Origin of the sequence: Cryobacterium sp. HLT2-28, assembly GCF_004402495.1 — a bacterium.
Taxonomy (GTDB): domain Bacteria; phylum Actinomycetota; class Actinomycetes; order Actinomycetales; family Microbacteriaceae; genus Cryobacterium; species Cryobacterium mannosilyticum.
In genome coordinates, this window is record NZ_SOFH01000002.1 from 13,981 (window position 1) to 40,211 (window position 26,231).

Genomic DNA, 26,231 nt, shown 5'->3' on the forward strand with positions numbered 1-26,231 from the left:
CTAGAAGGATGCGTGCAACAGTGATCTACGGCGAACGGGATGTTCGCCTTGAAGAAGTCCCAGACCCCATTCTTTCCACCGGCGGTGACGCCATCGTGCGCGTCGTCGCAGCCTGCGTCTGCGGCTCGGACCTCTGGCCCTACCGCGGCGTGCAGCCGACCGACGAACCACACCGGATCGGCCATGAATTCGTCGGCATCGTCGAGGAGATCGGCGCCGACGTCTCCACCATCAAGGTCGGCGACTTCGTCATCGCGCCGTTCTACGACTGCGACAACACCTGCGTCAACTGTCGCAACGGCGTCAGCACCTCCTGCCTGAACGGCGGCTGGTGGGGCTCCGACGACAAGCTCGGCGGCTTCGCCGACGGCGCCCAGGGCGAGAAGGTGCGCGTGCCGCACGCGGACGGCTCGCTCGTGGCGACCCCGACCCAGCCGACCGACGCCCAGGTTCCGGGCCTCCTCACCCTCGCCGACGTGATGGGCACCGGCCACCACGCCGCAGTGTCGGCCGGGGTGACCACCGGCAGCACCGTCGTCGTCGTCGGTGACGGCGCGGTCGGACTCTGCGGCATCATCGCCGCCAAGCGCCTCGGCGCCTCCCGGATCGTGGCGATGTCGCGCAACCCCGAACGGCAGGCCGTTGCCCGCGAGTTCGGTGCGACGGACATCGTCGAAGAGCGCGGCGACGCGGGCGTTGCCCGCATCCGTGAGATCTTCGACGGCATCGGCGCGGACTGCGTGCTCGAGTGCGTCGGCACGAAGGAGTCGATGGAGCAGGCGATCGCGTCGGCCCGGCCCGGCGGAATGGTCGGCTATGTCGGCGTGCCCACCGGTGGCCCGATCGAGGTGCGACCGCTGTTCAGTCGCAACGTCGGGCTCAACGGCGGCGTCGCATCCGTGCGCGGCTACGTCGAGGAACTGCTGCCCGAGGTGCTCTCCGGCGCGATCAACCCCGGCCGCGTGTTCGACCTCGAACTGCCGCTGTCCGAGGTCGCCGAGGCGTACGCCGTGATGGACGAGCGCCGCGCGATCAAGGTGCTCCTCCGCCCGTAGCCGGTCCCGGTAACCCCGCTCGCGAGAGCGCAAAAAATGGCCCCTTCACGACTCGTGAGCGGGCCATTTTGGCGCTCTCGCGGAGGTCGGCAGCCGACAGGCGTCAGTCGTCGACGAGGAGCAGCTCGGCGAGGGCGCTGCCTTCACCGTGCGTCTGCCGGTGCATGCCGCCGGGTCCCGTCACGATGACCTCGCCGGTGACATGGCAGGCTGTTCCGTATGAGTCTGTCCCGTATGAGTTCCGTCGATTCCGCTCCCGTCATCCACGTCCTGCACGAGAACCCGGACTGGTTCGGCCCGTTCCAGGCCGCCTTCGAGGCCGCCGGAGTGCCGTACCGTGAATGGCTGCTGGTGGACGGGGTGCTCGACCTCGATGAGGCTCCGCCGGCGGGGATCTACTGGTCGCGGATCAGCGCCTCGGCACACACCCGCGGGCACGGCCTGTCGAAGGACTACACCCGCAGCGTGCTGAACTGGCTGGATGCCTACGGCGCCCGCACGGTGAACGGCCGCCGCACCATCGAACTCGAGATGAGCAAGGTCGACCAGCTCACCCGGCTTCGCGCGCAGGGCTTCGACGTGCCGCTCACCCGCGTGGTCGTCGGTACGCATCTCCTGGTGGCGGCGGCGGAGGGCTTCCCGACCCCGTTCATCACCAAGCACAACCAGGGCGGCAAGGGCTTGGGCGTGCAGAAGTTCGACAGTGCGGCCGAACTGGCGGCGGCGATCGCCGCGGGGGACTACGAGGAACCCGAGGACGGCATCTCGCTGCTGCAGGAGTTCGTCGTGGCCGCCCGCCCCGAGGTCACCCGGGTGGAGATCATCGGCGATGAGTTCATCTACGCGATCACGGCCGACACCGCGCGCGGCGGCTTCCAGCTCTGCCCGGCGGATGCCTGCGCCATCGACCCGACCACCGGCGCGCTGCTGCTGCCGCCCGGCGCGACCATCCAGCCCGAGGTGGGACAGCATATCTTCGCCCTCCGTGAGGGGTTCGATCACCCGATCATCGACCGCTACCGGGCATTTTTGCGGGCCGAGGGGATCGAGGTCGCCGGGATCGAGTTCATCGAGACCGCTGACGGCCGCGTCGTGACCTACGACGTGAACACCAACACCAACTACAACGCCCAGATCGAGGCGTCCGCACCACGCTCCGGGCCCGGCGCGATCGCGGACTACCTGGCCGCACTGCTCGCCGACGCCTACCCGTCGGCTCGCTAGCTGCGGGGTTGATCACCGTGACAGGCTGCTCACCGTGACAGGCTCGATCACCGTGACAGGCTTCGGTACCTCCAGCAGGATTCGGCGGGCCGTGAGGCCGATGACCGCACTGTAGGTGGGGTAGGCGAAGCGCACCCCGGCCAGGGTGGCGACGTCGACGCCGGCGGCCATTGCCGTCGTCACGGACTGGATCACCTCGACCGCGTTCTCCCCGGTGGCATGGGCGCCGAGGATCAATTCCCGACGTCGGTCGGCGATCAGCTTGAGGAACCCGGGTTCCCGGCCGTCGATCACAGCGCGGTCGAGTTCGGTGTAGGGCACTGTCGCGACGACGCAGTGCGGATCGCGAGACCGGGCCTCCTCCTCGGTGAACCCCACTCCCGCGTAGTCGGGGTCGGTGAAGCCGCCGGCCGGAAGCAGGTGGTGCGGCGTTCTGCGATTGGCTCCCAGCACTGCGTTCTCGGCGGCGGCTTCACCCTCGAACTGGGCGGCCTGCACGAGCATGTCCCGTCCGTTCGCGTCGCCGACGGCGAAAATGTGTGGCACGACGCTCCGAAAATACAGGTCCACCGGGATCGCCGAACGCGCCGTGGTGATGCCGGCCTTGTCGAGCCCCAGATCGTCGACATCCGCCGGCCAGCCCGTGGACATGATGACGGCGTCGAAGCCGGAGGAATGCTCCGTTCCGTTCTCGCGCCAGGACAGGGTGAGGGTTCCGTCAGCCTCCCGCTCGATCGCCGTGACCGTTTCAATGCCCGTGTGCACGGCCACGCCCTGCTGGCGGAACGCCGCCGACACCATGGCGGAGATGTCGGAATCGGAAGCCGTCAGGATGCGCGGGGCGACGTCGAGCACGGTCACGGCTGAGCCGAACGAGTTGAACACCGTGACCAATTGTGCGCCGGTGTTGCCGGCACCGATCACGGCGACACGTCGGGGCAGTTCCGGCAGCTTCAGGATGTCTTCCGGGACGGTCGCCAGGTGCGCCCCCGGCACGGGGAGTCGACGTGAGTGCCCGCCGACGCAGACCAGGAACGTGTCGGCGGTGAGAATGCGGCCGGTGTCAAGGACGACGGAGTGCGGATCGATGAAACGCGCCCGACCTTCCAGCACGAGTTCGATTCCTGCGTCAGCGAAACGCTCGGCCTCGCTCTTGATCGAGCGCACCCTGTTCACCCGCGACTGCACCCGGTCCACCATGGTGGCCCAGTCGATGCGTGGGTCGCTGACCACGATTCCATAGGTGTCCGCCGCGCGCACCTCGCGCATCAGCCGCGCCGCCTTGGCGAGCACTCTCGTCGGCACGCACCCTGTGTTCACGCAGGTTCCGCCGAGCTGATCGGCCTCCGCCACGGCGACGCGCGCTCCCAGTTCGGCGGCGCGGAGTGCCGCTGCCGTTCCGGCGGGCCCTGCGCCGATGACGACGACATCGAAGTGGTCGGGGGTTTTTGGGGTCATTGTGGTCTCCACCGGTGGTCACTCCTGAGAGCACCCGGACGCCTGGCCGGAAAAATAGTTGGATGACTTTTTTACCGGATGGGGCTGTGGAGTTACTGTGCTGGGACGAGGATCTCGACAGGCTCGATCACCGGTGCGGCTGGATCACCGGGTCTCCACGGCCGCCGGCGGGCGGCTGCTAGTCGTTGCTCAGTCGTTGACGAGGAGCAGCTCGGTGAGCGGCTTGCGGGTTCGCGGGGCGGTCTCGCGCTCGAGCAGCTCGGGGGAGAGCAGGGAGACGTCGCCGAGTACGCCGAGGGCGGTGATCGAAACGATGGCCTGGTCCTCGGCGAGGCCGAAGGCCAGGGCAAGAGCGGCGCCGTCGAAGCCGCCGAGCTGGTGGGTGTGCAGTCCCTCGTGCTGGGCCTGGATCGTCAGGTGCGCGACGGCCTGGCCGAGGTCATAGCGGGCCCAGGGGTTTTCGCGGCTTTCGTCGATCGCCAGGGTGGCGACGTTCACGATCAGCACGGAGGCGGCATTCGCCCACGCCTTGTTGAATCCCCTCAGCGTCTCGTGCACCTTCACGAAGCTGTCGGTGCCGCGGCGGGCGACGATGAACCGGGACGGCTGGATGTTGCTGGCCGAGGGCGCCCAGCGGGCGGCCTCGAGCACGGTGGTCAGGGTGGCCTCGTCGACGAGGGCCGTCGGGTCGAAGCCGCGCGGGCTCCAGCGCCCGGCGAGCACGGGGAGAAGGGGCGACGTCGTGTCGGCGGCGCGGCTGAGGGTGTCGGTGATGAGGGTCATGGGCCCGTCTTTCGCTGTGTTCGCTGGGGGTGGAGGGGCAACGCTGACCCATCTGCTCCAACGTTCGGCGCTCCCTGCTATTCCACGAGTCCTGCTCTTCAGGCACGCCGGATGGCCACGACGTCTCGCGAGAGCGGGTGAATCGTCGGCAAGGGGCAGCGAAACCGACGATTCACCCGCTCTCGCGAGAGGGGGACAGGGGGATCTGGCGGCTACTCCCCGGTGAGGGAGGCGCGCACCTCGCGGCGGAGTACCTTGCCGACGAGGGACCGGGGGAGCTCGTCGACCTGCACGATGTTGCGGGGGACCTTGTAGGCGGAGAGCCGGGTGCGGCAGTAGGCGCGCAGCTCCTCGACGTCGAGGGTCGCCCCCTCGCTGAGCACGATCGCGGCCACGACGTCTTCGCCGCCGTTCTTGCTCGGCAGGCCGACCGCCGCGGCGTCCGCGACATCCGGATGCGAGAGCAGCGCCGCCTCGACCTCCGACGGGGACACGTTGAAACCGCCGGTGATGATCAGTTCCTTGATCCGGTCGACGACGGTGATGAAGCCGTCGGCGGAGACCCGCACGATATCGCCGGTGCGCAGCCAGCCGCCCGGAAGCAGCACCTTCGCACTCTCGCTCGGCTGGTCCCAGTAGCCGGAGAAGACTTGCGGGCCGCGGATGAGCAGCTCGCCCTCCTCTTCGATGCCCCGGTCGACGGTCGGGTCGGCCGGGTCGACCACCCGGATCTCCGTGCTCGGGAACGGGACCCCGACGGTGCCCGGCCGCCGGGTCGGCCCCATCGGGTTGCCGACGGCGATCGGCGAGGCCTCGGTCATGCCGTAGCCCTCGACCAGCAGTCCGCCGGTCGCGGCCTCCCAGCGTTCGACGATCGACACCGGCAGGCTCATCGCGCCCGAAATGGCGAAGCGGATGCTGCGCAGGCTCACCTGGCGTTTCGCGGCGGCCGTGACCAGCCGGTCGTAGATCGGCGGGACCGCGGGCATGAACGTCGGCGGGGTGCGCCGGGCCGCGTCGAGCAGCAGCCCCTCGTCGAACTTGGGGAACAGGACGAGCCGGGCCCCGGTGGCCATCGCGAAGGTGAGGCACAGGGTGAGGCCGTAGGCGTGGAACATCGGAAGGACCGCGTAGAACACCTCCTCGCCCACGTGCAGGCCCGGCACCCACGCCTCGCCCTGGAGGGCGTTCGCGCGCAGGTTGAAGTGGCTGAGGATGGCGCCCTTGGGGCTGCCGGTCGTGCCGCTGGTGTACTGCAGCGCGGCGGTGTCGCCGATCTTCGGCCGGGGGTGGTTGTGGCGGAGTTTGCGCGACCCGAGGAGCGAGGACCAGTCGATCGCGCCCTTCGGCAGCGAGTCCACGGTGAGGGCGCTCCGGGCGGCGCGGGCCTTGCCGACGGGCAGCCGCAGCGCCACCCGTTTGGCGAAGGGCATGGCCTCCGTCAGGTCGACGGCGATCACGGAGCGCAGCCCCATGTCGGCCGGGAAGTCGCGCACGGTCGAATAGACCTTGTCCCAGACCACGGCCACGGTGGCGCCGTGGTCCTCGAACTGGTGCCGCAGCTCACGCTCGGTGTAGAGCGGGTTGTGCTCGACCACGATCGCGCCGAGCCGGAGCACAGCGTAGAACGCCACCACGTGCTGGGGGCAGTTCGGCAGCACGAGGGCCACTCGGTCGCCGGGCTTCACGCCGAGGCGCAGCAGCCCGTTGGCCACCCGGGAGATCTGCTCGCCGAGTTCGGCGTAGCTGGTCGTGGCGCCGAAGAAGTCGAGCGCGACGTCGCCGGAGAACCGCCGCACCGACGTCTCGATCATGTCGACGAGGGTCTCGGTCGGCTCGGTGATGGTGGAGGGAACGCCGGGCGCGTACGCACCGAGCCAGGGCTTGTTCGCGAACGCGTTCATCGGGCTGCCAGTTCCTTCTTCAGGGCGTCGACGAACGCGTCGATGTCCTCCTCGGTGGTGTCGAAGCCGCACATCCAGCGCACCTCGTTCCGGGCCGCGTCCCAGTCGTAGAAGCGGAACGACTCGCGCAACCGGTCGGCGACCCCGGCGGGCACCACCGCGAACACGGCGTTGGACTGGGTGGCCTGGCTGAAGCTGACGCCCTGGATCGAGCCGTCCGCCACGCCCCGCTCGAGGGCGGCGCGCAGCCGGGCGGCCATCTCGTTGGCGTGGCCGGCGTTGCGCCGCCAGAGGTCGTTCTCGAGCAGCGCGATCAGCTGGGCGGAGATGAAGCGCATCTTCGACGCCAGCTGCATGTTCAGCTTGCGCAGGTAGATCAGGCCGTCGGATGCCTCGGGGTTGAGCACCACGACGCACTCGCCGTACATCATGCCGTTCTTGGTGCCGCCGAAACTGAGCACGTCGACGCCGGCGTCGCGGGTGAACGCCCGGAACGGCAGCCCGAGCGAGGCAGCGGCGTTGGAGAGCCTCGCCCCGTCCATGTGCAGCTTCATGCCGTGCGCGTGCGCATGGTCGGCAATGGCCCGCACCTCGTCGACGGTGTACAGGGTGCCGAGCTCGGTGGTCTGGGTGATCGACACGACGAGCGGCTGGGCGCGGTGCTCGTCGCCCCAGCCCCAGGCCTGCTGGTCGATCAGCGCCGGGGTGAGCTTGCCGTCGGGGGTGTCCACGGTGAGCAGCTTGATGCCGGCCACCTTCTCCGGCGCCCCGGCCTCGTCGGAGTTGATGTGCGCGGTCGACGCGCAGACCACCGCCCCCCAGCGCGGCAGCATCGACTGCAGCCCGATCACGTTGGCGCCGGTGCCGTTGAACACGGGGAAGGCTTCGACGCCCGGGCCGAAGTGCTCCGCGAAGACCTCCTGCAGCCGGGCCGTGTAGACGTCTTCGCCGTAGGCGATCTGGTGGGCGCCGTTCGCCCGGGTGATGGCGCCCAGGATCTCGGGATGCACGCCCGAGTAGTTGTCCGAGGCGAAACCGCGCGAGCTGAGGTCATGGAGTTGAGTCACTCCTCCATCTTCGCGCATCAAGCTCCTTCGAGGCCGCAGCCGACTGTTGCCCGGGCGGACAACTGTTCCCGGGGTGACGGCAACAGTTGTCCGCCCGGGCAACAGTCAGTGATTCACGGTGTCGGCGGGGCCAGGAACACCCGGGTGTTGTTGACGGATGCGGCATCCGTGTCCCAGAGGCCGACGACGCGGCCGGCGAGCTCGGTTTCGAGCCCGTCGAGTGCCTTGACGACGAAGACGACGGCCGCGGCCGGCGCCCCGGCCTTGCGGAAGCCCTGCCCGACGGCGCGGGTCCAGGTCTCGGCGGCGGCCTTCGTGGCGGCGTAGTTCGCCCCGCCGGCGAGCGGGTTGTCGACCGACACTGAGGAGACGATCGCCAGGCGACCGGCGGGCGAGGCCAGCAGGTCGTCGTTGAAGGCGCGGGTCGTGTTGCGGAGGGTGGTCACGACATTACGGTGCAGGAAGTCCCAGTCCTCGTCGGACTGCCCGGCGAGGCCGCCGCCGCCGCGCCAACCGCCGACAAGGTGGATGAGGCCGTCGATCGGACCGTGCTCGGCATGTACCACCGCGGCGAGGCTGGTCACGGCCGCGAAGTCGGCCAGGTCGCACTGGTAGGTCACGGCGGCCGGGACGGCGGCCCGGAGTGTGCGCAGCCGTTCGACGTGGGAACCGACCGCGATCACTCCCGCGCCGGCCCTGGCGAGGGCGGAGACCACGGCGAGGCCGGCGGCGCTGGTCGCCCCGGCGACGAGCACGATGCGACCGGCCACGGTTGGCCCGGCCACGGTGCTGCCGTCGGCGTCCTCTTCGGCGGCGTAGGCCGCGGCGCGGTCGATCCCGGATGCCTGGCCCGCGCGGTCGATCCCGGATGCCTGGCCCGAGCGGTCGACCGTGGGGCCGGCGTCAGACGCCGACCCCACGGTGTCGTCCGGTCGTTCAGTCACGCCCGGTGAGCCCGGCCGTCGACTCGATCACGGTCTTCATCTTCTTGTCGAGCGCCTCGAAGAACATCGACAGCGGGAACTCGTCGTCGAGGACGAGGTCGGTGTACCCCTTCGGCGCGCCGGCGAGCACCTCCAACGGCAGGCCGCGAGCCCAGGTCGACGCCGGGTTCGGCGTCAGTGTCTTCGCGATCATCTCGTAGGCGGCCAGCCAGTGCGCCTTCTTCGGCCGGTCGATCGACGCCCAGTACAGGTCGTCGATCTGCGCGCCGAGGGCGATGACGACCTCGGGCACTGCCTCCCAGTCGAAGGTGAGCGCCGTGTCGGTCCAGTGCAGCACGTGGTGCTGGTGCATCCACGCGAAGAGCAACTGGCCGCCGAGCCCGTCGTAGTTGCGCACCCGGCTGCCGCTGATCGCGAACCGGAAGATCCGGTCGAAGATCACGGCGTACTGCACCAGTTTCGCGTGCTTGCGCGCCTCGGGGCTGGCCGCCTCGTCGCGTTCGATCGTGACCGATTCGCGGAAAGCGGTCAGGTCGCAGCGCAGTTCCTCGAGGGAGTAGAGGAAGAACGGCATCCGCTGCTTGATCATGAACGGGTCGAACGGCAGGTCGCCGCGCATGTGCGTGCGGTCGTGGATGAGGTCCCACATCACAAAGGTTTCCTCGGTGAGGTGCTGGTCGTCCAGGAGCGCGGCGGCGTCGGCGGGCAGGTCGAGACGGGTGATCCCGGCGGCCGCGCGCACCACCCGGCGGAACCTCGCGGCCTCCCGGTCGGCGAAGATCGCCCCCCAGGTGAACGTGGGGATCTCGCGCATCGCGACGGTCTCGGGGAACAGGACGGCCGAGTTGGTGTCGTAGCCGGGCGTGAAGTCGAGGAACCGGATCGGCACGAACAGCCCGTTCGTGTACTCCTTCTCCAGTTCGTCGATGAACGCCGGCCAGATGACCTCGATCAGCACGGCCTCGACCAGGCGGTTGGTGCTGCCGTTCTGGGTGTACATCGGGAACACGACCAGGTGGCGGATGCCGTCGGCCCGGTGCAGCTGCGGCTGGAAGGCCATCAGCGAGTCGTAGAAGTCGGGCTCGCCGAAGCCCTCCGCGACCCAGCGGGCGAAGTCCCTCGTGAGTGCCGTCAGGTAGGCGGCGTCGTGCGGGAAGCGCGGGGCGAGCTCGTCGACGGCTTCGGTGATCGTCGCCACGTGGGCGGCGGCATCCGGGTGCGCGGTGGCCTCGGGGACCGAACCGTTCTTGACCTGCAGAGCCTGCAGCGCGGTGGCGGCGGCCTTGAGGCGGAGCCAGGCGGGGGAGGCGGCGACATCCTCGAGAACCTCGGGCTCACCGACCAGTGCTTCTTGCGCAACATAATTCGACATGGGAACCTCCCGTCCTCCTGGATGCCGCGGTTGCGGCAGTGGCGGCGCCGGCTTCAGCGCCACGGTCCAGCGTATCGGGACGACCCCGGCGTTTTCTTGCGACTTCCCGCAACGAATCGCCGGAAACGTGGTCTGACCTCGCCGAATTCGAGCGTTTCGGTCGAGGTCGTCACTTCCGGCGGCCGGGCTCGACCGGAAAGGTCGATGTCGGCGGGGGCGCGGCGGGCGAGGGAGCGGCTTCCGAGCTACCCTGCGAGGGTGACGGATGCGACGGTGACGGATGCGATGGGCACGGCGGGCACCACGGCATCCGTGGGCGCGGCGGCATCCGTGGTCGCGGCGCTGGCCGAGCTCGCGGACCCGGCGCGCGCCGAGGGTGCATCCCGGTACTTCCAGGGCGGCCCGGGCCAGTACGGCGAGGGGGACGTGTTCCTCGGGGTCAGTGTGCCGGCGACCCGGCAGGTGGTGAAGCGCTTCACCGGGCTTCCGTTGGCCGAGATCGACCTGCTCCTGGCCAGCCCGGTGCACGAACACCGGCTCGCCGCACTGCTGATTCTGGTGGCCCGGTTCGAACGGGCCGGCACGACCCGTCACCGCGACGACGACGCGCGCGCCGCCATCGCCGGGTTCTACCTCGACGCCGTGCGCCGCGGCCGGGTCAACAATTGGGACCTGGTCGACTCGTCGGCTCCCGCGGTGCTCGGCGGGTACCTCTTCGACCGGCCGCGCGGCGTGCTGTTCGAGCTGGCCGGCAACGAACTGCTCTGGCAGCGGCGCACGGCGATGATCGCCACGCTCGGCTTCATCGCCCGCGGCGACGCGTCGACGACGCTCGAACTCTCCGCGCTGCTCCTGGACGACACGGAGAGCCTGATCCACAAGGCGGTCGGCTGGATGCTGCGCGAGGTCGGCAAGCGCGTCGACCGGGCCCTGCTGCTCGCCTTCCTCGACGAGAACGCCGGGCGGATGCCGCGCACCGCGCTCAGCTACGCGACCGAGCACCTCGACGCCGGGCTGCGCGCCCACTACCGGGCACTGCCCCGGCCCACGGATCGGACGTGAACCATGGCATTCGAAGAGGTCATCCGGACGGTCGTGCAGGTGGTCGAGGCGGCCGGCGCCGGGATCATGGTGCTGGGCGGGGCCTCCGCGTTCGTCGTGGCGGTGCCGCGGGCGCTCGCCGCCGCCACGCGGAAGAGCGCCTACACCGAGCTGCGCCGCAACCTCGGCCGGGCGATCCTGCTCGGGCTGGAGGTGCTGATCGTGGCCGACATCATCCGCACGATCCTGGTCGACCTGACCACGGAGAGCGTGCTCGGCCTGGCCGGGATCGTCATCATCCGGATCCTGCTCAGCTTCTCGCTCGAGGTGGAGATGGACGGCGTCTGGCCGTGGGCGCGCTGGCGGATGCGCCGCGGCGACCCGCCGTCCTGACCGGCCTGGGCCAGGGTCGCGCCCGGGCAGGCAGCCCTGATCGCATCCGCCTGAAAAAAACCGGCGGGTACCGGTGCGCAGTCTTCTCGTGAGAGCGCGACCATGTTTGGCTGGTCATCACCGCAATCGGGCGACCGCCGGCGGCGTGAACGGAGATTCGGCTGTCGCCCCAGACGAAGAACGAGTTTCGACTCTTCCCTAATAACCGTTATCGTTGCTAATGATACGTGAAGATTTACAGGACCTTCTCAGCCGGCCACCGCGGTTTGCACGAGTCGTGCCAGGGGGAATCCCACGTTCCACATCCACATCAAGGGAGAACCAAGTGGCATCCAAACCTGCTGCAGACATTATTGAAAGCATGGGAGGGGCCGCGAATATCGTCGGCCTCACCCACTGCGCGACCCGCCTACGCTTCCAGCTCAAGGACGCGTCGGGCATCGACCAGAAGGCGGTTGAGGCGATCCCCGTCGTCCTGGGCGGCGTCGCCCAGACCGGGGACCGTTATCAGGTGGTCATCGGCGGAGCAGTCGAGACCGTCTACAACGACATTATGGCGCTGCCCGCATTGAAGAAGATGCACTCCGGTGACAGCCACTCCGGCGACGCCGCCGACATTAAGGCCGCGGAACGGGCCAAGGGCCCGCGAGGAAAGTTCGCGGGGCTCGACACGTTCTTCGAGATCCTCTCCGACTCCTTCCGCCCGATCCTGGGCGCACTGCTCGGCGCATCGCTGTTCATCACCTTCATGGCCCTGATGGCGACCCTCGGTGTCATCCCGGCCTGGAACGCCCCCGGCGTCACCCTGGACCCGTCCTGGCAGTTCGTGAACCTGATGTGGCAGGGCGTCTTCGTCTTCCTGCCGCTCATGGTGGCCTACAACGCCTCCAAGCGGCTCGGCGCCGACCCCTGGGTCGGTTTCGCCATCATGGCCGTCGTCATGCTGCCGGGCTTCACCGCCCTGGGCCAGACCGACGGCGCGGAAACCGTCTTCGGCGGCAAGGCGTCCGTCGTGCAGATCTTCGGACTGCCGCTGACCGTCACGGACTACAGCTCGCAGGTGTTCCCGCCGCTGCTCATGGCGGTCGTGCTCGGCCTGCTGACCAAGTACCTGAAGAAGATCATTCCGTCCAGCGTTCAGTTGATTTTCGTGCCGTTCCTCAGCATGCTGATCATGATCCCGCTGACCGCCTTCCTGATCGGCCCGATGGGCGTGTACGGGGGCGCCGCGCTCGGCAACTTCCTCAAGTCGATCAACGACTTCTCGCCGTTCATCTTCGCCGTTGTCATTCCGCTGGCCTACCCGTTCATGGTTCCGCTGGGCCTGCACTGGCCGCTCAACGCGATCATGCTGCTCAACATCCAGTCACTGGGCTTTGACTTCATTCAGGGCCCGATGGGTGCCTGGAACTTCGCCTGCTTCGGTGCGACCGCCGGTGTGCTGTTCCTCTCCATCCGCGAGAAGGACCGTCAGATGAAGCAGACGGCGACGGGCGCGCTCGCAGCCGGACTCCTCGGCGGCATCTCCGAACCCTCGCTGTACGGCATCCACCTGCGCTTCAAGCGCATCTACCCGCGCATGCTCCTCGGTTGCCTCGTCGGTGGCGTCATCATCGGCCTCGGCGGCGGCGTGAAGACCAGCGCGTTCGTCTTCACCTCGCTGCTGACGATTCCCGCGTTCGACAACATCCCGCTGTACGCCGGCGCCGTTGCCGCCGCGTTCTTCACCGCGATGATCCTCGTGATCCTCTCCGGCTACCAGACGCCTGAGCAGAAGGCGGAGGTTGCCGCCCAGGTTGCCGCCGACGAAGCCGCCGCAAGTGAGAAGGCCGCCGATTCCGCACACGTGGCAGCTCCGGTTGCTGCCGCTGCCATGGCTGGCGCTGGCGCAGGCGCTGGCGCAGGCACGGCGACCGCGGTCGCCACCGTCCTGGCCACCGTCGGTTCGCCCGTCGCCGGCATCGCCATCCCGCTCTCCGACGTGCCGGACCCGGTGTTCAGCAAGGGCATCGTCGGCCTCGGCGTCGGAGTGGACCCGACCGAGGACACCGTGTACGCACCTGGTGCGGGCAAGGTCGTCGTCGCGCAGGCGACCGGCCATGCCTTCGGCCTGCTGCTGGACAACGGCGTCGAACTGCTCATCCACGTGGGCATCGACACCGTCAACCTGGCCGGCAAGGGCTTCACCGTCAAGGTGGCCGCGGGCGACCGGGTTGAAGCCGGCACTCCGCTGGTGACCTTCGACCGCAAGGTGATCGAGGAGGCCGGCTACTCGCTGGTCACCCCGGTGCTCGTCACGAACCCCAAGAAGTTCGGATCGGTCGATCAGGCGGCGTTCGGACAGGTGAGCGTCGGAAGCCCGCTCATCACGGTCGCGGCCAAGTAAGACACCATACGGACAGGGTGGGCAGAGAATCTTCTCTGCCCACCCTTTCTGTCTGTTCGGATTCTGTCTGCGCGGATTCTTTCTGTGTGGATTCTGTTGTGCGGATGCGCAGGTCGCCGCGTCAGCGACTCAACGCGGGGCCTCCGGGTCAGCCGGCGGATGCCGCGCGCAACCGCCAGAGCGAGGTCACTTCCTTCGAGCGGGCGAGGTGCAGCGGGTCGCTCGCGTCCGCCGCCTTGCGGTGCACGGGCCGGGTGTCCTGCCGTGCGACGACCTCGAGGCCGGCGTCCTCGATGAGGTCAAGAAGCTCGCTGCGGCTTCGCAGGCCGAGGTGCTCGGCGATGTCGGAGAGCACGAGCCAGCCCTCGCCGCCAGGTTCGAGGTGTTCCGCGAGTCCGGAGAGAAAGCCGCGCAGCATCCGGCTGTCGGGATCGTAGACGGCGAAGTCGGTCGCGGTCACGGCGGCGGCCGGGATCCACGGCGGGTTGCACACGACGACGCTCGCCCGGCCTTCCGGGAACAGGTCCGCGTCGACGACGTCGACGGCCCCGGTCAGGCCCAGCCGCGCGATGTTCTCCCGGGCGCAGGCCAGCGCACGCGGCGCCTGGTCGGTGCCGACGACGCGTGCGATGCCGCGCCGGGCGAGGATCGCGGCGAGCACGCCCGTTCCCGTGCCGATGTCGAAGGCTGAGCTCGCCCCGTCCGGCAGGGGTGCCGTGCGCACGAGGTCGAGGTACTCGCCGCGCACGGGGGAGAAGACGCCGTAGTGCGGGTGGATGCGCGCCCCGAGCGCCGGGACGTCGACGCCCTCGATGCGCCACTGGTGCGCCCCGATCACGCCGAGGAGTTCGCGCAGGGCGAGGACCGACGGCTCGGTTGCCGGCCCGTAGGTCTCGGTGCAGGCATCCGCCACCAGCGGCGCCCGGCGGAGGGGAACCGAGTAGTCGGCGCCCAGCGGAACGAGGACCAGCCCGAGCAGGCGGGCCCGGCGAACCGCCTCGGTGCGGGTGCGGCGGAATGCGCTCGCCAGGTCGGGTGACGGGGTGTGCCGGCCGCGGTCGACACGGCGCGCGAGGGCCTGCAGCAGCTGGCGGCCGCCCAGGTAGTCGCCGCGCCACAGCATCCCGGTGCCCGCCTTCGCCAGGCGGTAGGCGGCATCCGCGGTGAGGGTGTCGTCGACGGGGATGATCCGCGTTGGCGGCGCCCAGCCGCTCTCCGAATGCCAGGCCGCCGACCGCGCCTCGCCGGCCTCGACCCAGCCGGCGCGGTCCGGTGACGGATGCCCGGGCGTGCCGGGGGCGGAGTTCGTGCCGATCATGGGGTCCCTCTTCCTGCTCGGGGGCGTGGGCGGTGTGGGCCGGGGCGGGGAGGCTAGCGGAGAGCCGGCATGACCTCGCGCTCGAACAGCTCGATGCCCGACCGGTCATAGGCCGCCTCGGGGAAGTAGTGGATGGCGTAGCCGAGGCCCCGCTCCTTCATCCCGCTCAGCCGCTCGACGATCTGCTCCGGCGTGCCGACTCCCTGCGCCTGACCGCTGCGGTACTCCGCCATGAAGTCCGCCGCGCCCGCGACGCCGAGATGGGGCGTGACCCGCGCCTCGATCACGTCGAGGCGGTCGGCCACCTCGGCCTCGGTCGCCGCGATCACGGTGTTGTAGTTGGCCGAGCGCGTGATGGCGGCGAAGTCCGTGCCCAGCACCCGGCAGTGTTCCTCGAGCAGGGCGCTCTTGTGGCTGAACCCCTCCGGCGACCCGTCGAAGTTGGTGTAATTCGCGTACTGCGCCGCGATGCGGAGCGTGACCTTCTCGCCGCCGCCCGCGATCCAGATCGGGATGCCGTCGTCCTGGAGCGGGAGCGGCCGCACGATCGCGCCGTCCACCTGGTAATGCGTGCCGTCGAGGGTGGCCGTTCCGGTCGTCCAGGCCTGCTTCATGATCTCGACGCCCTCCTCGAGCCGGGCGAGGCGTTCACCGGCCCGGGGGAACCCGTAGCCGTAGGCGCGCCACTCGTGCTCGTACCAGCCGGCCCCGATGCCCATCTCGACCCGGCCGCCGGAGATGATGTCGATGGTCGCGGCCACCTTGGCCAGGTAGGCCGGGTTGCGATAGCTCATGCAGGTGCACATCTGGCCGAGCCGCACCCGCTTCGTCGTGGCCGCGAAGGCGCTCATCAGGGTCCAGGCCTCATGCGTGGCCTCCTCGCTCGGCACCGGGACGGTGTGGAAGTGGTCGTACACCCAGATCGATTCCCAGTCGCCGGCGTCGGCGTGCGCGGCGAGGCCGCTCATCGCCGCCCACTGCTCGGCGGGGTCGATCCCGACCAGATCGTGACGCCAGCCCTGGGGTACAAACAGTCCGAATCGCATAGGTCGAGCCTAGGCGCAGTCGGGCGGGAGCCCGGTGACGGCCCGGGGTCGCGATGGCCAGGGCCGGCACTCCGGGGCCGCGATGTCCATACGCGCGCATGGGTTTCACAGGTAAAAGTGAGGATTCATCCAGTACCGGCGTGCAGACTGACCACTTCGCCCGCCCGGCAATCCGGCCGCGGGTCCACCGACCCGGCGCCCCGGCCTCGTTTGCCCGCCGGCGCCGCCACCTGGAAGTCATGATCTCCCTCCTCCGCACCCTGTTCCGCCCGTCCGCCCGCGTGCCGTCCACCCCGTCCTCCCGAAAGTCGCTCGCCGCCCGGCGGAAGCGCAGCCGCACCACGGTCGTGTCGGCCGCGGCCGCCCTGGCCCTCACCGGACTCATCGTCGGCGCCGCATCCTCCGCCCAGACAAGCGAGGCCGGCGCCGCGAGGATGGCGGCGACCACCGAGCTCTCCCAGAGCACCGGCCTCCGCCACGACCAGCTCGCCGTCCACCCCCAGACGGCGAAGGCGCACGCCGACGGGCGCGCGAAGAACACCCTCCGCGACGCCACCGTGGTGATGGCCTCGACCCGCGACAAGGTCGATGTCGGCCCGCTGGTGGCATCCGTCACGTCGCTCGCGAACTACCAGACCCTCGACCTCGACGCGGTCATCTCCCTGACCGGCCGGACCCGCACCATTGCGGCCACCGTGCAGGCCGCGGCGGCCGAAGCGGACCGGGCCGCCGCTGCGGCGGCCGCAACGGCAGCGGATGCCGCAGCCTCCGCGCTCACCGCCGCCAACACTCCCGACGGGGCCCGCGCCACCGCCCGCGACCTCGCCGCCGCACGGTACGGCTGGGGCGAGTCCCAGTTCTCCTGCCTGACCCAGCTGTGGGCCAAGGAATCCGGCTGGTCGTACACGGCCCTCAATGAGGCCAGCGGCGCCACCGGCATCCCGCAGGCTCTGCCGGGCAACAAGATGGCCTCGGCCGGGCCGGACTGGCAGACCAACGCGAGCACCCAGATCAAGTGGGGCCTCGACTACATCAGCCGCGGCTACGGCACCCCGTGCTCGGCCTGGTCGCACTCTCAGGCGATGGACTGGTACTAGGCCGCCGGGTCGTGCCGCGAGGCGCGGCGTCAACCCGAGCGGCGTCAGCGCCGGGGGTGCCGGTGCGACGGTGGACGTGGGAACATGGGCGGCATGGACCGCATCGACCCGACCCCGGCCGCCGACGAAGCAACGACGCTCGCCCAGTTCCTCGACTACCAGCGGGCGACCCTGCTCGGCAAGGCCGAGGGGCTGGATGCCGCGGGGCTGAGCCGGCGCCTCCCGCCGTCCACCCTCACCCTCGGCGGGCTGCTCAAGCACCTCGCCCTGGTCGAGGAGCACTGGATCCAGGTGCGCTTCCTCGGCCGGCCGGAGCAGGAGCCCTGGGTCAGCGTCTCCTGGGAGGACGACCCCGACTGGGAGTTCCGCACCGCGGCCCAGGACGACTCCGAGGCGCTCCGGGAGCTCTATCGCACGGCCTGTGACCATAGCCGCGCGGCCGTCGCCGGCGTCGACCTTGGGGCCCTGTCGGCCGGCGTCAACCGGGCCGGCGAGCACTGGAGCCTGCGGTGGATCCTCGTGCACCTGATCGAGGAGACCGCACGCCACAACGGGCACGCCGACCTGCTCCGCGAGGCCGTGGACGGCACGGTCGGCGAGTAACCCGGCCGACCGGTCAGGTTCCGCCCTCGCGGGCGAGAGTGATCGCGGCCGCGTGCGCGCCGACGGCATCCAGATAGCGGCCGCCGGGCGGCCGGAGCGCCGGAGCATCGCCGAACCGGTAGACGAGCGGATGCCCGGTCGGCAGGTTGAGCCGGTGGATGGCGTGGTCGTCGAGCGCGTCGAGCACGGCGCAGTATGCCCGCAGGGAGTTGCCGTGCGCGACGACGAGCACGACCTGGCCGGCGGTAAGCCGCGGCTCGATCCGTTCGGCGTGGAAGGCGACGACCCGGGTCATCACCTCGCTCAGCGACTCGGTGCGGGTGAGGGCCTCGGCGGGGAGCCGCCGGAACAGTGCCGACTCCCGCAGCGCGGCGAAGGCGGAGTCGCCCAGCGGCGGCGGCGCCGTGTGCACCGAGCGACGCCAGGCGAGGAACTGCTCCTGACCGAACTCGGCCCGCACGTCCTCCTTCGACCGGCCGGTCAGGGCACCGTAGTTGCGTTCGTTCACCCGCCAGTCCGCGGCGAGGACCTCCGGGCGGGAGGGCAGCTCCCCGGTCACGATCTCGGCGGTCTGCCTGGCCCGGTGCAACTCGGAACTGAAGACGGACTGCGGGGCGAGGCCCGCCGCGGCGAGCAGGGCGGCGGCGGACTGCGCCTCGTGGATCCCGCGCACCGACAGCGGGACATCCAGAACACCCGTGAACAGTCCGGCCGCATTCGCGGTGCTCTCGCCGTGACGGAGCAGGACCAGGATGCCGGCGTCTCGCACGGGTCACCAGCCTGTTTTCCGTCGCGGATGCCCGCGGGCCGGTCTCCCGGCAGCCGCGGCCGTCCTGGGCCGTTGTTCGGTCTCAGGCTACCGGTTAAGGCTCACGGTTTCGGGCTCACGGTCCCGCTCGCAGCGGGTGCGCGCCGGCACCCGGGTGCGCGCTCGCAGCGGGTGCGCGCCGGGGAGCGGTCAGAACCGGCCGGGGAGCCGTCAGAACCCGCCGAAGTCCCCGCCCCCGAAGTCCCCGCCGCCGAAACCGCCGCCCGAGTCGCCGCCGAAGTCCCCGCCGGAGGAGGCCGTGTCGGCGCTGGAGCTGTCGGCGCCGGCATCCGAGCCGGAGTCGCCCGAGGAGTCGCCACCGGCATCCGTGCCCCCGGAATCGCCCGGCAGGAACGCGCTCACCAGGGCGGACCCGATCACATAGCCGGCGACCGTGCCGAGGATGGTGCTGCCGACCATGCCGCCGAAGCCGAGCCCGCCCTGGCCCTGACCGCCGAAGCTGCGGGCGAGGGTGCCGGGCTGCCGGAGCTCCTGGCGGGTGGCGGCCTGCGCGAGCGTGGCCGGTTCGGCGTTCGCGGGTCGCTCGGCGGCGTCGGCGTTCTCGCTCAGCCGGCGGAAGAGCAGGTCGCGCTGCTCCTCGGTGAGTTTGCTGAACGCCTCGGTGTGCACCTGCTCGATCGTTTCAGGCGGGGCCGTGCGCAGCAGGTACTCGTAGCGTTCGACGGCGATCTCATCGTCGGTGCGTTTCGGCGCGGCCGGGCGGGCGGGTGAGCGCTCCGGCTCGTCGCGGCCGAGGAGGCGGTCGAGGAATCCCATGGTGTGCTCCTTCTGGCTGTCGGGATGACTGGCGGGCGCCGCATCGGGGCCGACGCCGACGTGGGTGGCAGTGCCGGTGGCGGCAGTGCCGGTGTCGGTGTCGTTGTCGGCAAGACTGGCAGGCGAGGCTGGGCGCGGGCTGGGCTTATTCTCCCAGCCGGCCGAGCGCCCGGGTGCCCGCCTGGCCCAGCGCCCGGGTGCCCGCCTGGCCCAGCGCCCGGCCGCGCACCCGGCGTAGCATTCGATCGTCCGTCGACGCGCTTTCGCGCAGACCCAGGAGGCAGCGTGCGCGGTGGTGAGAAGACCCTGCTCGGCATCGACCTGGGCACCAGCTCGGTCAAGGTCGCGCTCTTCGATGCGGACGGGCGGCGGCTGGCCGGCGCCCAGGCGGCCTACCCGCTCGACGCGCCGCACCCCGGCTGGGCCGAAACGAGCCCCGACGCCTGGTGGGCGGCCGTCTGCGCGGCCGTGCGGGAGGTGACGGCGGCTGCCGACCGTGACGTCGGCGCCGTCGGACTGTCCGGCCAGATGCACGGGCTCGTCCTCGTCGACGGGCGCGGCGCGCCGGTGCGGCCCGCGATCACCTGGGCGGACACCCGGGCGGCAGGACTCCAGCCCGACTGGGCCCGGCTGGCCCCCACGGTGCTCGAGCGGCTCGGCAACCCGTTCAGCCCCGGAATGGCCGGCGTGCTCCTCGGCTGGCTCGCCCGGCACGAGCCGGCCACGCTGCGGGCGGCAGCCGTCGCCCTGCAGCCCAAGGACTACCTCCGGCTGCGCCTCACCGGCATCGCGGCGACCGAGCACACCGACGCCTCCGCGACCCTGCTCTACGACCTGACCGGCCGGGCGTGGCTGACCGGCCTCGCCGCCGGTCTGGGCATCGACCCGGGGCTGCTCCCGCCGATCAACGAGGCCGCCGAGATCGCCGGGCCGCTGACAGCGGATGCCGCGGCCGACCTCGGCCTGCGGGCGGGCATCCCGGTGGCGCACGGTCTCGCCGACACGGCCGCCGCGATGCTCGGCAGCGGGCTGGTCACTCCCGGGGCCGTGCAGCTGACCCTCGGCACGGGCGGCCAGTTCGTCACCCCGGTGGCCGCGCCCGCCCCGGCGGCGACCTCTGGCTCGCCGGCGGCGGTACGACCTCGCCGCCCTGGCGCGGGATGCTGGCCGACCACCTCGGCGGGGGGTGGCCGCCGTGGAGGTGCCGGGGGCATCCGCTCGCGGGGCGGCGCTCGTCGCCGGACTGGCCGTCGGGCAGGTGGACCGGGCCGGGATCGCCGGGCCGCTGACCCCGGCGCGGCGGCACGTGGCCGATCCGCGGCCGGGCTCCACCGCCCAGGTTGAGGAGCGGGCCGCACTCTGGGCGGATGCCGTGCGGCGGAGCCTGGAGTGATCCTCTCGCCGTGATCGACCTTTTCGGTCGAGGCCGACCGGTGTGCCGGTCGCCCTCGACCGGAATGGCAGATCTCGGCGGGGTGGCGGGGTGGCGGTGGCGAGGTGGCGAGGTGGCGGGGTGGCGGGTGGCGGGTGGTCCGCAGGGAAAGTCTTGGGATGATGGAGCAATGACTCGAACCGTATCCGGAGCCCGCGTGCTGATCACCGGCGCAGCCATGGGCATGGGCCGCCTCTACGCCGAGCGGGCGGTGGCCGAGGGAGCCAAGGCCGTAATCCTCTGGGACCGCGACCCCGCGGCGCTGGCGGTCACCGCCGCCATCCTGAACGAACGTTCGGATGGCCGCAGCCAGGTGACGCCGTACGTCGTCGACATCGCCGACCTGGGAGCGATCGCCCAGGCGGCCCAGCGGGTGCGGATGGAGGTCGGCAATCCCGACATCGTCATCAACAATGCCGGCATCGTGCGCGGCTCCTACTTCTGGGAACATGACAACGGCGACGACACCCGGCCGACCATGCAGGTAAACGCCCTCGCCCCCATGTACATCACGCGTGAGTTCCTGCCCGCGATGATCGAGGGAACCGGCCGCGAATCGCGCATCGTCAACATCGCGTCGGCCGCGGGGATGCTGTCCACTCCTCGGATGAGCGTCTACGCCGCGTCGAAGGCCGCGCTGATCGGCTGGAGCGACTCCCTCCGCCTCGAACTCACCCAGCAGGGCCACGGTCAGGTGAAGGTCACCACTGTCTGCCCGAGTTACATCTCCACCGGCATGTTCGAGGGTGCCCGCGGCCCACTGTTCACCCCGCTGATGACGCCCGAGCATGTCGTCGACCGGGTGTGGCGGGCCATGCTCGCGGGCCGTCCGAGGCTCCTGATGCCGTGGACGGTCGGCCTGTCCAGCGCGGTGCGGGGCCTGCTCCCCCTGCCGGCGTGGGACCTGGTCGCCGGCCGGGTCTTCGGCGTGTACCGGTCGATGGACGCCTTCACCGGCCGACGCTGACCTGCCCGCCCCGCCGCATCCGTCGCCCGCCCGCTGAGATGCGGAGAATGCACCTTCGTGGCGCGGGAGGGTGCTTTTTCCGCAACTCACCAACAACGCGCCGGCGCCGGCGTGCCCCGAACTGGGGTCCTCATTTATGAGGACAACGGGGTGGTCTTCGCCTACGTTGAAGGTGCGCCCCCGGACGAGCTCACAACCGACGGCCGGAGGAAAGGCACACCCGTCGCGAGGCGGGGTCGCAAAGGCACGGGGCCTCATGGTCAGCCGGCCCACCGGGAACAGGAACCAGATCGATGAACACAGTGACCGACGGCCCCGCCGTCCGCACGGGTGGGTCGGGAATCTTCACGCGGCCCACGGGCATTGCGGATGGCGCCCGCTGGCTCTTTCTCTGGCTGGCCGTCGTCTCCGTGGTCCTGGCCGTCCCCGGGGTGCTGCTCACGGCGCGCGGCGGACTGCTGGCCCTGGGCCTCGCCGGCGGTGCCGTGCTCGTCTCCTCGCTCACCACCGGCTTCGTGCGCCGGCGCATTCCCCTGGGCGTCGACCTGATCGACGCGCTGGCGATGATGGCATTCGCCCTGGCGTCGCCGAAGGCGTCGGCCGTGGTCATGGTCATGTTCGGCGCCCTCTGGTTCCGGTCACTGTACGGCTCCGGCGCGCAGGCCCTGCTGCGGGTCAGCCTGTTCGCCGCGGCCCTCGGCTCGCTCTACGCGGTGTGGCCGCTGTTGCGGGAGGACAGGATCGGGACCGACTTCGGCGCGTTCCTCGGCGTTCTCCCCACCATGTTCTTCACCGTGCTGATCGCCCGCCAGCTGGGCAAGTCGCTCGCCGCCCGGGAGCAGAGCATGGGGCGCGACCGCGTGCTCGCCGCGACCGGCTCCCAGCTGCTCGGCGCCACCAGCACGGCCGCGATCCTGGCCCTGGGCTGGTCGGCCTCGGCCGAGTTCTGCGCGGCGACTCCCGGGCTCCGGCTCGTCCTGCTCGCACCGGACGGGCGCACCCTGCGGGTCGCGGGCACGGCCGGCAACTTCCGGAACGTCCCCGGCCGGCTCCCCGGCGAGGTCCTGTTCACCCGGCCAGGGACATCCGTCGCCCGTATCCTCGACCCCGCGCCGCTGAACGCCGCGGTCGGCGAGCCGCTGATGTGGGAGTGCCTCGAATTCGAGGGGCGGGACGAGCGGAGCTGGCTGCTGGTCGGCGCGCCGGGCAGGATCCCCGCCGAGGCGATCCTCTCCGTGCGGGGCCTGGCCGGCCAGGTCGCGCTCGCCATCCGCAACAGCCACGCGCACGAGGAGCTCTCGGCGCAGGCCCGCACCGACTCGCTGACCGGCCTGCACAACCGCGCCTCGCTGCTCGCTGGGCTCTCCGCCGGCCTGGCCGGCGGCGACGATCCGGCCGGGTTGCAGGTGCTCTTCCTCGACCTGGACGACTTCAAGGACGTGAACGACGAGCTCGGGCACCGGGCCGGCGACATCGTGCTGGTCGAGGTCGCCGCCAGGCTGCGCGCCTCGGTGCGCCCGACCGACGTCTGCGCGCGGCTCGGCGGCGACGAATTCGCGGTGCTCCTGCACGGCACCGGCCTGGCCGAGGCCACCGAGATCGCCCAGCGAATCGTCGACGCCGTGGCGGAACCGTTCCTGGTCGGCGCCGAGTCGATGCGGGTCGGCGCCAGCATCGGCATCGCGACGCCCGCCGCCGGAGTCGGCATCGAAGAGCTCGTGCACCAGGCCGACGTGGCGATGTACGCCGCCAAGGCGAAGGGAAAGGGCCGGGTCGAGCCATTCACCCCCGGTCTCCTTACCATGGATCGGTACCACACCGTCCACGCCTGACCCGGCGCCGCGGACCCGACCGCGGCGCCCGGAGCGGGGCGTGGGGCCCGGCTGCCGGCCCTGGCGGGACGAGGTTGACGGATGCTCACTCAGCGTCGTAGTATGGAATCGTTTCCATGGAAACGATTCCATACAACACGACGAGGTGACACCCGATGGTTGCGATCACGATCAAGGACGTGGCGGCGCTCGCCGGCGTCTCCGTGGCCACGGCCTCGCGGGTGCTCTCCGGCAACCCGGCCACCTCACCGGACTCCCGGGCGCGGGTCGCCGCGGCCGTCACGGAACTCGATTACCGGCCCAACGCCCAGGCCCGCGCCCTGCGCTCGACCCGGTCGGACTCGATCGGCCTGCTCGTCTCGGACGTGCGCAACCCCTTCTTCGCCGACCTGGCCCACACCGTGGAGCAGGCCGCCCTGGCCGCCGGCTACGTCACCCTGCTCGGCAACGCCAATGAGCGCAAGGAACAGCAGGACCGCTACCTCGACACGCTGATCTCCCGCCGGGTGGACGGCATCATCGTGGCCCCCCTCGGCGAAGGCAGCGGCAGCATCCGTTCGCTCATCACCCGGGAGATCCCCACCGTCTTCGTCGACCGCACCGTGGACGGCCTCGACATCCCGAGCGTGACCACCGACAGTGAGGCCGGCATCCGGCAGGCCGTCCACCATCTCGCGGCGGCCGGGCACACCCGGATCGGCTACATCTCCGGGCCGCAGGCCACCTCCACCGGCCGGGACCGGTTCGCCGCGTTCACCCGGGCGATCGCCGCCGCCGGACTCAGCCAGGATCCCGAACTCGTCTACTTCGGCGACTATCAGGCGGCCAGCGGCTCGGCCGGCGTGCACGCCCTGCTCCAGCTGCGCGAGCCGCCGACGGCCCTGCTCGCCGCCGACAGCCTGATGGCCGTCGGGGCGATCGCCATCCTGCACAAGCTCGGCCGCCGGATCGGCGCCGACATCGCGCTGATCGCCTTCGACGACATCGAATGGTTTGCCCTGCTCAACCCCGCGCTGAGCGTGATCTCGCACAGCGTCGAGGAGATGGGCCGGATCGCCGTGGACATGCTGCTCCAGGTCATCGACGGCGGAGAGCCGGAATCGGTGGTGCTGCCCAGCGAACTGATCGTGCGCGCCTCGTCGTCTACCCCCACCTCACCCGCATCCGGGCCCAGCCTAAGGACGAACTGAAATGAGCCAACAACCACTCGTCACCCTGCAGAACGTGGGCAAGACGTTCGGCCCGGTCACGGTCATCAAGGACGTCACCGTGAGCGTCTACGCCGGCAAGGTGCAGGTGCTGCTCGGTGAGAACGGCGCCGGCAAGTCGACCCTGATCAAGATGATGGCCGGCGTCTACCAGCCCGATGCCGGCCGGATCGTCGTCGACGGCAAGACCGTCACACTGCCGACCACCCGCGCCGCCGAAGAGCTCGGCATCGCCACCATCCACCAGGAACTCAATCTGGTGCCCACCATGAGCATCGCCGAGAACGTGATGCTGGGGCGGATGCCGACCAGGCACGGCATGGTCGACCGCAGCGCCCTCCGCAACCGGGCGCGCGCCGCCCTCAACCTGATCGGCCTCGACATCGACGTCGACACCCTGGTCGGCGAGCTCGGCATCGCCCGGCAGCAGCTCGTCGAGATCGCCAAGGCGCTCAGCATCAATGCCCGCATCCTCATCCTGGACGAGCCGACCGCGGCCCTGACCCGGCACGAGACCGAGAGCCTGTTCGCCGTGATGGCCGACCTGCGCAGCCGCGGCGTCGGGATGCTCTTCATCAGCCACCACCTCGACGAGATCGCCGAGGTCGGCGACACCGTGACCGTGCTCCGCGACGGCGAGTTCGTCGCCGAGGTGCCGGCCTCCACCCCGGAGGACGAACTCGTCAAGCTGATGGTCGGCCGGAGCATCGAGGACCAGTACCCCCGCAATACCGGCGCCGGGACCCAGCCGGCCGGGACCCAGCCGGCCGGGATCCTTGCCGTCGAGCACCTCAGCTCGACCGGGCGGTTCTCCGACATCACCTTCACCGTGCGCGCCGGCGAGGTGCTCGGCATCGCCGGCCTGGTCGGAGCGGGCCGCACCGAGCTGATTCGCGCCATCGCCGGCGCCGACCACTACGACTCCGGCACCGTCACCGTGCGCGGCCAGGCGCTGCCCAAGGGCAACATCCAGGCGGCGATCAAGGCCGGCATCGGGCACGTCCCCGAGGACCGCAAGGGGCAGGGCCTCGTGACGGGCGCCTCGGTCAACGACAACCTCGGCTACGCCACCCTCGCCTCCACCGCCCGGCTCGGCCTGGCCGACTTCGCCGGCCAGCGCAGCCGGGCGCAGGCGGTCGCGACGAAACTGCGCATCCGGATGCACACCATCGACCAGGCGGTCGGCGCCCTCTCCGGCGGCAACCAGCAGAAGGCCGTCTTCGGCCGTTGGATCATCGCCGCCTCCACTGTGCTCCTGCTCGACGAACCCACCCGCGGAGTCGACGTCGGCGCGAAGGTCGAGATCTACGAGCTGATGAACGCGATCACCGCGGCCGGCGGCGCGATCGTCATGGTCTCCAGCGAACTTCCCGAGATCCTCGGGATGAGCGACCGCATCCTCGTGATGCGCGACGGCAAGCTGGCCGGCGAACTCACCACGGCCGAGGCCACCCAGGACGCAGTAATGACACTCGCCGCCCGCGATGTCGACGAGAAGAACTGAAAGAAAAGGGAT

Annotated in this window: 22 protein-coding genes and 1 riboswitch; of the genes, 12 read left to right on the forward strand and 10 right to left on the reverse strand. The window is 70.6% G+C overall.

The features are described 5' to 3' along the window. Positions 1–8 precede the first annotated feature (8 nt). The gene (locus tag E3O48_RS00335) at positions 9–1,055 is read left to right on the forward strand and encodes a zinc-dependent alcohol dehydrogenase family protein (RefSeq protein ID WP_134536879.1); all 1,047 of its coding nucleotides are present in this window, start codon (positions 9–11) and stop codon (positions 1,053–1,055) included. A gap of 234 nt (positions 1,056–1,289) precedes the next feature. After that, complete coding sequence (locus tag E3O48_RS00340) at positions 1,290–2,279, forward strand: RimK family alpha-L-glutamate ligase (protein WP_134536880.1); 990 nt, start codon at positions 1,290–1,292, stop codon at positions 2,277–2,279. 12 nt (positions 2,280–2,291) lie between these two features. Here E3O48_RS00340 and E3O48_RS00345 read toward each other — a convergent pair whose 3' ends face one another. From E3O48_RS00345 to E3O48_RS00370, 6 genes are all read right to left on the reverse strand, one after another. Further along, complete coding sequence (locus tag E3O48_RS00345; RefSeq protein ID WP_134536881.1) at positions 2,292–3,737, reverse strand: NAD(P)/FAD-dependent oxidoreductase; 1,446 nt, start codon at positions 3,735–3,737, stop codon at positions 2,292–2,294. A 189-nt stretch (positions 3,738–3,926) separates the two neighbouring features. Next, entirely contained in the window at positions 3,927–4,520 is a 594-nt protein-coding gene (locus E3O48_RS00350; protein ID WP_134536882.1) for a nitroreductase family protein, read from the reverse strand. 212 nt (positions 4,521–4,732) lie between these two features. Continuing rightward, a complete protein-coding gene (locus E3O48_RS00355; RefSeq protein ID WP_134536883.1) occupies positions 4,733–6,424 on the reverse strand; it encodes a long-chain-fatty-acid--CoA ligase in 1,692 nt (563 codons plus the stop codon). Beyond that, positions 6,421–7,509 carry a low specificity L-threonine aldolase gene (locus E3O48_RS00360; protein WP_134536884.1) on the reverse strand — a complete coding sequence of 363 codons (1,089 nt, stop codon included), beginning with the start codon at positions 7,507–7,509 and terminating at the stop codon, positions 6,421–6,423. The genes E3O48_RS00355 and E3O48_RS00360 overlap by 4 nt, the downstream gene beginning before the upstream one ends. Positions 7,510–7,604: 95 nt before the next feature. Further along, complete coding sequence (locus tag E3O48_RS00365; protein WP_241982337.1) at positions 7,605–8,276, reverse strand: SDR family NAD(P)-dependent oxidoreductase; 672 nt, start codon at positions 8,274–8,276, stop codon at positions 7,605–7,607. 151 nt (positions 8,277–8,427) lie between these two features. Then, positions 8,428–9,807 (reverse strand): DUF6421 family protein, encoded by a 1,380-nt coding sequence (locus E3O48_RS00370; protein ID WP_134536885.1) that lies wholly within the window; start codon positions 9,805–9,807, stop codon positions 8,428–8,430. Positions 9,808–10,065: 258 nt separating this feature from the next. Here E3O48_RS00370 and E3O48_RS00375 point away from each other — a divergent pair, with 258 nt between their 5' ends. The 3 genes from E3O48_RS00375 to E3O48_RS00385 all read left to right on the forward strand — a co-directional run bounded on the left by E3O48_RS00375 (position 10,066) and on the right by E3O48_RS00385 (position 13,627). Further along, a complete protein-coding gene (locus tag E3O48_RS00375; protein WP_206751278.1) occupies positions 10,066–10,869 on the forward strand; it encodes a DNA alkylation repair protein in 804 nt (267 codons plus the stop codon). 3 nt (positions 10,870–10,872) lie between these two features. Then, positions 10,873–11,241, forward strand: coding sequence for a DUF1622 domain-containing protein (locus E3O48_RS00380; RefSeq protein WP_134536886.1), 369 nt, complete (start codon positions 10,873–10,875; stop codon positions 11,239–11,241). A gap of 325 nt (positions 11,242–11,566) precedes the next feature. Then, positions 11,567–13,627: a glucose PTS transporter subunit IIA gene (locus tag E3O48_RS00385; protein ID WP_198412991.1), complete on the forward strand. Its 2,061-nt coding sequence runs from the start codon at positions 11,567–11,569 to the stop codon at positions 13,625–13,627. Positions 13,628–13,775: 148 nt separating this feature from the next. Here the strand turns inward: E3O48_RS00385 and E3O48_RS00390 are convergent, their stop codons facing one another. Next, the gene (locus E3O48_RS00390) at positions 13,776–14,945 is read right to left on the reverse strand and encodes a class I SAM-dependent methyltransferase (RefSeq protein ID WP_134536888.1); all 1,170 of its coding nucleotides are present in this window, start codon (positions 14,943–14,945) and stop codon (positions 13,776–13,778) included. A gap of 53 nt (positions 14,946–14,998) precedes the next feature. Further along, complete coding sequence (locus E3O48_RS00395) at positions 14,999–15,991, reverse strand: LLM class F420-dependent oxidoreductase (RefSeq protein ID WP_134508785.1); 993 nt, start codon at positions 15,989–15,991, stop codon at positions 14,999–15,001. 239 nt (positions 15,992–16,230) lie between these two features. Here E3O48_RS00395 and E3O48_RS00400 point away from each other — a divergent pair, with 239 nt between their 5' ends. Both E3O48_RS00400 and E3O48_RS00405 read left to right on the forward strand, forming a co-directional pair. Continuing rightward, the gene (locus tag E3O48_RS00400; protein WP_134536889.1) at positions 16,231–17,088 is read left to right on the forward strand and encodes a hypothetical protein; all 858 of its coding nucleotides are present in this window, start codon (positions 16,231–16,233) and stop codon (positions 17,086–17,088) included. Positions 17,089–17,181: 93 nt separating this feature from the next. Beyond that, a complete protein-coding gene (locus tag E3O48_RS00405) occupies positions 17,182–17,691 on the forward strand; it encodes a DinB family protein (RefSeq protein WP_338145192.1) in 510 nt (169 codons plus the stop codon). A 13-nt stretch (positions 17,692–17,704) separates the two neighbouring features. On the opposite strand, the gene E3O48_RS00410 is transcribed toward E3O48_RS00405, so the two are convergent. Further along, complete coding sequence (locus tag E3O48_RS00410) at positions 17,705–18,460, reverse strand: 2,3-bisphosphoglycerate-dependent phosphoglycerate mutase (protein ID WP_134536890.1); 756 nt, start codon at positions 18,458–18,460, stop codon at positions 17,705–17,707. Between the two features lie 210 nt (positions 18,461–18,670). Next, positions 18,671–19,276, reverse strand: coding sequence for a hypothetical protein (locus E3O48_RS00415; protein ID WP_134536891.1), 606 nt, complete (start codon positions 19,274–19,276; stop codon positions 18,671–18,673). Positions 19,277–19,561: 285 nt separating this feature from the next. Here E3O48_RS00415 and E3O48_RS00420 point away from each other — a divergent pair, with 285 nt between their 5' ends. The 5 genes from E3O48_RS00420 to E3O48_RS00440 all read left to right on the forward strand — a co-directional run bounded on the left by E3O48_RS00420 (position 19,562) and on the right by E3O48_RS00440 (position 26,219). After that, positions 19,562–20,620, forward strand: a complete 1,059-nt coding sequence (locus E3O48_RS00420) for an FGGY family carbohydrate kinase (RefSeq protein ID WP_166788566.1) — start codon at positions 19,562–19,564, stop codon at positions 20,618–20,620. A gap of 218 nt (positions 20,621–20,838) precedes the next feature. After that, positions 20,839–21,675: an SDR family oxidoreductase gene (locus E3O48_RS00425; protein ID WP_134536893.1), complete on the forward strand. Its 837-nt coding sequence runs from the start codon at positions 20,839–20,841 to the stop codon at positions 21,673–21,675. A gap of 203 nt (positions 21,676–21,878) precedes the next feature. After that, positions 21,879–21,952: riboswitch (cyclic di-GMP riboswitch) on the forward strand. Positions 21,953–21,968: 16 nt separating this feature from the next. Continuing rightward, positions 21,969–23,507: a GGDEF domain-containing protein gene (locus tag E3O48_RS00430; RefSeq protein ID WP_134536894.1), complete on the forward strand. Its 1,539-nt coding sequence runs from the start codon at positions 21,969–21,971 to the stop codon at positions 23,505–23,507. Between the two features lie 155 nt (positions 23,508–23,662). Then, a complete protein-coding gene (locus tag E3O48_RS00435; RefSeq protein ID WP_134536895.1) occupies positions 23,663–24,697 on the forward strand; it encodes a LacI family DNA-binding transcriptional regulator in 1,035 nt (344 codons plus the stop codon). 1 nt (position 24,698) lies between these two features. Further along, on the forward strand, positions 24,699–26,219 hold the full coding sequence (locus E3O48_RS00440) for a sugar ABC transporter ATP-binding protein (protein ID WP_134536896.1): 1,521 nt from the start codon (positions 24,699–24,701) through the stop codon (positions 26,217–26,219). Positions 26,220–26,231 lie beyond the last annotated feature (12 nt).

Excerpts from the sequence above, each read along its gene's own strand:
- E3O48_RS00335 (WP_134536879.1), top strand. The coding sequence starts at position 9 with ATGCGTGCAACAGTGATCTACGGCGAACGGGATGTTCGCCTTGAAGAA.
- E3O48_RS00340 (WP_134536880.1), top strand. The coding sequence starts at position 1,290 with ATGAGTTCCGTCGATTCCGCTCCCGTCATCCACGTCCTGCACGAGAAC.
- E3O48_RS00345 (WP_134536881.1), bottom strand. The coding sequence starts at position 3,737 with ATGACCCCAAAAACCCCCGACCACTTCGATGTCGTCGTCATCGGCGCA.
- E3O48_RS00350 (WP_134536882.1), bottom strand. The coding sequence starts at position 4,520 with ATGACCCTCATCACCGACACCCTCAGCCGCGCCGCCGACACGACGTCG.
- E3O48_RS00355 (WP_134536883.1), bottom strand. The coding sequence starts at position 6,424 with ATGAACGCGTTCGCGAACAAGCCCTGGCTCGGTGCGTACGCGCCCGGC.
- E3O48_RS00360 (WP_134536884.1), bottom strand. The coding sequence starts at position 7,509 with ATGCGCGAAGATGGAGGAGTGACTCAACTCCATGACCTCAGCTCGCGC.
- E3O48_RS00370 (WP_134536885.1), bottom strand. The coding sequence starts at position 9,807 with ATGTCGAATTATGTTGCGCAAGAAGCACTGGTCGGTGAGCCCGAGGTT.
- E3O48_RS00380 (WP_134536886.1), top strand. The coding sequence starts at position 10,873 with ATGGCATTCGAAGAGGTCATCCGGACGGTCGTGCAGGTGGTCGAGGCG.
- E3O48_RS00390 (WP_134536888.1), bottom strand. The coding sequence starts at position 14,945 with ATGATCGGCACGAACTCCGCCCCCGGCACGCCCGGGCATCCGTCACCG.
- E3O48_RS00395 (WP_134508785.1), bottom strand. The coding sequence starts at position 15,991 with ATGCGATTCGGACTGTTTGTACCCCAGGGCTGGCGTCACGATCTGGTC.
- E3O48_RS00400 (WP_134536889.1), top strand. The coding sequence starts at position 16,231 with ATGATCTCCCTCCTCCGCACCCTGTTCCGCCCGTCCGCCCGCGTGCCG.
- E3O48_RS00405 (WP_338145192.1), top strand. The coding sequence starts at position 17,182 with ATGGACCGCATCGACCCGACCCCGGCCGCCGACGAAGCAACGACGCTC.
- E3O48_RS00415 (WP_134536891.1), bottom strand. The coding sequence starts at position 19,276 with ATGGGATTCCTCGACCGCCTCCTCGGCCGCGACGAGCCGGAGCGCTCA.
- E3O48_RS00425 (WP_134536893.1), top strand. The coding sequence starts at position 20,839 with ATGACTCGAACCGTATCCGGAGCCCGCGTGCTGATCACCGGCGCAGCC.
- E3O48_RS00430 (WP_134536894.1), top strand. The coding sequence starts at position 21,969 with ATGAACACAGTGACCGACGGCCCCGCCGTCCGCACGGGTGGGTCGGGA.
- E3O48_RS00435 (WP_134536895.1), top strand. The coding sequence starts at position 23,663 with ATGGTTGCGATCACGATCAAGGACGTGGCGGCGCTCGCCGGCGTCTCC.
- E3O48_RS00440 (WP_134536896.1), top strand. The coding sequence starts at position 24,699 with ATGAGCCAACAACCACTCGTCACCCTGCAGAACGTGGGCAAGACGTTC.